The organism is Providencia sp. PROV261 (assembly GCF_028477945.1).
GTDB classification, from domain to species: Bacteria; Pseudomonadota; Gammaproteobacteria; order Enterobacterales; family Enterobacteriaceae; genus Providencia; species Providencia stuartii.
In genome coordinates, this window is sequence record NZ_JAMPMC010000061.1 from 1 (window position 1) to 5,459 (window position 5,459).

5 protein-coding genes are annotated in these 5,459 nt (G+C 46.6%); all 5 read left to right on the forward strand.

The features are described 5' to 3' along the window. Nucleotides 1-232 precede the first annotated feature (232 nt). Nucleotides 233-661 carry a helix-turn-helix domain-containing protein gene (locus PR675_RS20110; protein WP_272582944.1) on the forward strand — a complete coding sequence of 143 codons (429 nt, stop codon included), beginning with the start codon at nucleotides 233-235 and terminating at the stop codon, nucleotides 659-661. Between the two features lie 250 nt (nucleotides 662-911). Beyond that, the gene (locus PR675_RS20115; RefSeq protein ID WP_272582945.1) at nucleotides 912-1,436 is read left to right on the forward strand and encodes a fimbrial protein; all 525 of its coding nucleotides are present in this window, start codon (nucleotides 912-914) and stop codon (nucleotides 1,434-1,436) included. A 38-nt stretch (nucleotides 1,437-1,474) separates the two neighbouring features. Continuing rightward, entirely contained in the window at nucleotides 1,475-2,014 is a 540-nt protein-coding gene (locus PR675_RS20120) for a fimbrial protein (RefSeq protein WP_272582946.1), read from the forward strand. Nucleotides 2,015-2,077: 63 nt separating this feature from the next. Beyond that, nucleotides 2,078-4,609 carry an outer membrane usher protein gene (locus PR675_RS20125; protein WP_272582947.1) on the forward strand — a complete coding sequence of 844 codons (2,532 nt, stop codon included), beginning with the start codon at nucleotides 2,078-2,080 and terminating at the stop codon, nucleotides 4,607-4,609. Nucleotides 4,610-4,686: 77 nt separating this feature from the next. After that, entirely contained in the window at nucleotides 4,687-5,451 is a 765-nt protein-coding gene (locus tag PR675_RS20130) for a fimbria/pilus periplasmic chaperone (protein WP_272582948.1), read from the forward strand. The last annotated feature ends 8 nt before the right edge of the window (nucleotides 5,452-5,459 follow it).

Consider the following 5,459-nt stretch of genomic DNA (forward strand, 5'->3'; position numbering starts at 1 on the left):
AAATAAGATTATCATAATTGGCATTTATTTTAACTTGCTGTTTTCGTTTATTATTATTTACTAAGATAACCTTCTATATGTGTGAATTACACGATAGATGCTGTTTTTAACGGAGTGACGGTGTTTGATTTTGCTTGTTTATCCGAATAAACTTATTGGCATTGGTAACGCACCAACACCAAATAGATTTATTTTGTTGCGTTTATATTATTTTAAATAGGCTGTGGAAAACATGAGTAAGCGTGCGGAAAACTATCATTTTATCGCGGAAGATGCCCAAGCCCAAGGTAGACAAGCAGAGTCAACGCTAAACAAGGATGCTCTCCCGAGGAATTCCTTAACATTGGCTGTTGGCAAGCAAATTTCTGTCATTCGTAAAATGAGAGGTATGACGGGGCGAGAATTAGGGAAGCAATTAAACGTTTCTCAACAACAAATATCACGTTATGAGCGCGGGATTTGCCAAATTGATGTTGCGACCTTAATTCATATGCTCTATATATTAGAAATATCGATTGACCATTTCTTTACTAATGTGTCATTACGACTTAGTAAATTATCACCCGAGGCTTACACTGTTTATCATTCATTGTTCTTTCCCGTCATTAATGTCTCGAATAAAGATTATATTTTAATGAAGTCATCAGGAGAATTTATTTAACATACATTATCACAATAAAATACGTTTTATTTTACGGTGACGATTATGTTTGTCGTTGTGTAGTATTCGTGCGTGTATTCATCGTAGTGATATGAATAAAGGCTCTGTTGTGCTCGTTATTCGGGACTTTTATTTATTTTCATTGTTGAAAATAAAATTAACTTTAAATAAACAGCTAAGCGTATCAGGGAGTATTCCCTGCATAATTTTTCATTATTATGATTAATTGTTCTTTTATATAGAGGAAACTATGAAAAAAATTATTTTAGCAACATTGATTTCTGGCGCAATGAGTGCATCGGCTATGGCTGCTCCAGTTGATGCAGGTCAAGGAACTGTGACGTTCTACGGTTCAATTATTGACGCAGCATGCGGTATCGCACCAGAGTCAACTGACCAAACAGTTAACCTAGGTCAAGTAGCATCTGCACAGTTAGAGGCGACGGATGGTACTTCTCGTCCAGTGCCATTCACTATCGAGTTGATTGATTGTAATGCAGAAACTCAAAAAACAGCAACAGTCACCTTTACGGGTGGTGTAAACCCTAATTTGCCGGATTCATTAGCAATCCAAGGCCAAGCATCCGGTGCTGGCGTACAAATTGCTGGCCTTGATGGTGTGCCAGTGAAATTAGATGGCACAAAAGGAACTGACCTAAAGATTCAAAATGGTGACAACTCGCTGCTGTTCTCTGCTTATTTGAAAGGTGATGGCCAACCTATCGTTCCAGGTGAATTCACTGCACTGGCTAACTTCACCATGAGCTACGAGTAATTAGAACACTAGTGTGCCATTCAAAGGAGGGTAAAACCATGGGGCGTCAAGCAGTATTCGGATGGAGTGCGTTACTCCTCGCGACGAGTTTTACCTCACCTTTGGCGCACGCAGCTGGGCAAGGTGCAGGTACGGTGACCATGAACGGTGAAATCACCGATGCAGCCTGCACAATTGCCATGGAATCCCGTGATCAGATCATTGATATGGGGGTGTTGCCGATTGGCACGATCCGCCAAGAAGGCCAAGGTCCCAAACAAGATTTTGAAATTCAGTTGGTGAACTGCAATTTAGTCAAACACAGTGACCCAACGCAAACGTGGCGTGCACTGCGCATGACTTTTGATGCGCCGGCAGATAATGGGTTATTTCAAGTGTTTGGTGAAGCAAGGGGGGTGGGATTGTTGATGCAAGACGCACAGTTGCGTCAAGTGATACCGGGTGAAGCGTCTCCCGAGCAAGATATTGTACCTCCGAGTATGCGGCTGGCTTATCAATTACGCTTGGTCTCGGATTCTCGGCCATTGAGAGCTGGGCCTTACCAAAGTTTGATCCGCTTTAAAGTCGATTATTACTAAACTGCTGGCAGTGATTTTATTGGCACTTCTTTTTATTGTGATTGTTCACGAGGGATATTTTTTATGTCTTTACCAAAGGCCACTCCTTTTCGCCTTGCACTGCTGTCGCTGTCCATTGCGTTTGCCTTGGGTGGCCACAGCGAAGCCTTTGCATCGATGTCGACAGAGGCTATCCAATTCAATACTGATGTTTTGGATGTGGAAGACAAAAAAAATATCAACCTTGACTACTTTTCCCGTGCGGGCTACGTGATGCCGGGAACCTACAGCTTGGCGTTAAATGTCAATGATGATGCCTTGCCGGAAGTCAAAATTCCTTTTTATGTGCCTGACAACGACCCTCAAGGCAGCGTGCCGTGTTTGTCACCCGAGATTACTGCGCAATTGGGACTGACCGCCGACAGTTTGAAAAAGCTGACATGGTGGCACGATGACCAATGTTTAAACTTAGAAAGCTTGCCGGGGATGCAGGTGCGTGGGGATCTCTCGACGTCCTCCTTATACGTGAGTATTCCACAAGCTTACATGGAATACACGGCCCCTAACTGGGATCCACCATCACGTTGGGATGAGGGGATTGCGGCGATTTTGTTGGATTACAATATTAACGGTAATACCTACCGACCGCACAATAAAGGCCATAACACCTACACGTTAAACGGTAACGGGGTGGCTGGTGTGAACCTAGGCGCATGGCGTTTTCGTGCCGATTGGCAGGGGCGTTTAAACCACGCCACGGGTTCAGGCGATGCGGTCAATCGTGATCTGCAATGGAACCGTCTTTACGCCTACCGCGCATTGCCGGCGCTCGGGGCCAAACTGATTTTGGGTGAAGATTACCTGAACTCAAATATGTTTGATACGTTCCGTTTTATTGGCGCCAGTTTGCGCTCGGATTTGAACATGTTACCGCCCAATTTACGTGGCTATGCACCGGAAGTGACGGGGATCGCGCAGTCCAATGCGACAGTCACGATCAGCCAACAAGGGCGGGTGATTTATACCGAACAAGTGGCGCCGGGCCCGTTTCGTATTCAAAACTTGAGCGATGCGATCAGCGGGACGTTGGATGTCAAAATTGAAGAGCAAGACGGTACGGTGCAAGAGTATCAACTTGATACCGCCAACCTGCCTTACTTAACTCGCCCGGGGCAAATCCAATATAAGTTGGCGATGGGTCAGCCAAATAGCGTTGACCGCCATAAAGAAGGTGACAACTTTATCACGGGTGAGTTGTCGTGGGGGGTAAACAACGGTTGGTCCCTGTTCAGTGGCTTGATTGGCAGCAAAAACTACCAAGCGATTTCAGCGGGTATCGGTCGTGACTTACTGGCCTTTGGGGCATTGTCATTCGATGTCACCCAATCGTTCGCCCGTTTGGCGGGTGAAAATACCATTAATGGCGGCTCTTATCGTGTCAGCTACGCAAAGCGTTTTGATGCGATTGACAGCCAAATCCAATTTGCGGGTTATCGCTTCTCCGAGCGAGACTTTATGAGCATGTCGGATTTCTTGCAGGCCGCGAAAACCGGTATTCGTTATGGGGGCAGCAAAGAGCTGTACACCATTTCACTGAGTAAAAATTTCCGTGATATCGGTATGTCCGTGTATTTGAATTACAACCACCAGACCTATTGGGATAAGCCAGAAAACAACTATTACAGCCTGACGTTATCCAAATATTTTGATGTGGGAGCGATTAAGAATGTCAGCGTCAACCTGTCGGCAAACCGCAGTATGTATAACGGAGTGACGGATGACAGCGTGTATTTATCCACCTCGTTCCCGCTGAGTAATGGCGCCAATATGGGGTACTCGTTAAACAGCAGCCGCTACGATACAGTCAATCGGGTGACCTACCATGACCGTATTAATGAGCGCACCAATTACCAATTGGGGGTTGGCTCAAACCGTAAAGGGGCGAGTGGGACAGCGTATCTGACTCACCAAGGCGATACGGCGCGTGTCTCGGGGAATGCAAGTTACGCCAATAATCAATATACCGCGTTTGGGTTATCGGCAACCGGTGGGATAACCCTGACGGCAGAAGGCGGTGGTGCACACCGCATGAGTGTCCCTGGTGGAACTCGCCTACTGGTGGGCACTGATGGCATTGCCAATGTACCCGTCAAAGGATTTGGGGCACCGGTGACGACAAACGTATTTGGTAAAGCGGTGGTGGGTGACATTAGCAGTTACTACCGCAGTAAGGCACAAATTGACTTAAATGCGCTGCCGGATGATGTCGATGCCCAGCAATCGGTGGTGCAAGTGACGTTAACCGAAGGTGCCGTGGGCTACCGTGAATTCGCGGTGGTGGCAGGACAAAAAGCGATGACGGTATTGCGTTTACCGGATGGCAGTTACCCGCCGTTTGGGGCTCAAATCCTCAATGCGAAGGGGCAAAGCACCGGCATCGTGGGGGACAGCGGCAGTGCATACATCAGCGGTATTGAGCCAAATTCTCTGATGACCATCCAGTGGGGCGACGATGACGGGTGCCAAGTGGCGTTCCCTGAAAGTATCGATATCAACAATCCCTCACTGTTGTTGCAGTGTACCCCACTGACCGCAAAGCAGTTAGCACAGCGATAACACACTAGCATGGTTTCAATCGAATTTGCGGCGACGCAATGGTGTCTCCGAGATGACATTAAAAAGGTTATAACAGCATGAAACTGAATAAAAAATACGCTTTGATAGCGGGTGTGATGGGCGTGATGTGTTTAAGCAGCATGGCACACGCGGCGATTGGTCTTGACCGTACCCGAGTGATTTTCAACGGTGACCAAAAATCGATGTCACTGAATATTTCAAATAACAACAAACAGTTGCCGTATTTGGCACAGGCGTGGATTGAGGACGCAGAAGGTAAAAAAATCACCTCGCCATTAGTCGTATTACCGCCTGTTCAGCGTGTAGAGCCGGGTAAATCCAGCCAAGTGAAAATCGAAGCCCTGCCAGCGATTAGCACCTTGCCACAAGATCGCGAGAGCTTGTTTTACTTTAACTTGCGTGAAATACCACCAAAAAGTGATAAGCCTAATACCTTGCAAATTGCTTTGCAAACACGGGTAAAAATGTTTTATCGCCCAAAAGCAATTGTACCTGCAAAAATGGGGACGCCATGGCAAGAGCAGCTGACCCTGCAAAAGCAAGGAGATACAGTAATAGTGAAAAACCCTACGCCGTATTACGTGACGGTAATTAATGCCGCAGAAAGCCTTAAGGCCTTGGACAGCAAAGAGAAAAAAGACTTTAAACCCATCATGTTGCCACCGTTTGGAGAAAGCGCGTTAGGGGTGAGTGCCAATGCATTAGGGCAGCGTCCGGTCGTGACTTACATCAATGACTACGGTGGACGCCCAAATTTGACGTTCCAGTGCCAAGGTAGCCAATGCCATGTGGTACCGAACGATAAGCCAGCAACGCCGTAGCCGATTAC

Excerpts from the sequence above, each read along its gene's own strand:
- PR675_RS20130 (WP_272582948.1), top strand. The coding sequence starts at position 4,687 with ATGAAACTGAATAAAAAATACGCTTTGATAGCGGGTGTGATGGGCGTG.
- PR675_RS20110 (WP_272582944.1), top strand. The coding sequence starts at position 233 with ATGAGTAAGCGTGCGGAAAACTATCATTTTATCGCGGAAGATGCCCAA.
- PR675_RS20115 (WP_272582945.1), top strand. The coding sequence starts at position 912 with ATGAAAAAAATTATTTTAGCAACATTGATTTCTGGCGCAATGAGTGCA.
- PR675_RS20125 (WP_272582947.1), top strand. The coding sequence starts at position 2,078 with ATGTCTTTACCAAAGGCCACTCCTTTTCGCCTTGCACTGCTGTCGCTG.
- PR675_RS20120 (WP_272582946.1), top strand. The coding sequence starts at position 1,475 with ATGGGGCGTCAAGCAGTATTCGGATGGAGTGCGTTACTCCTCGCGACG.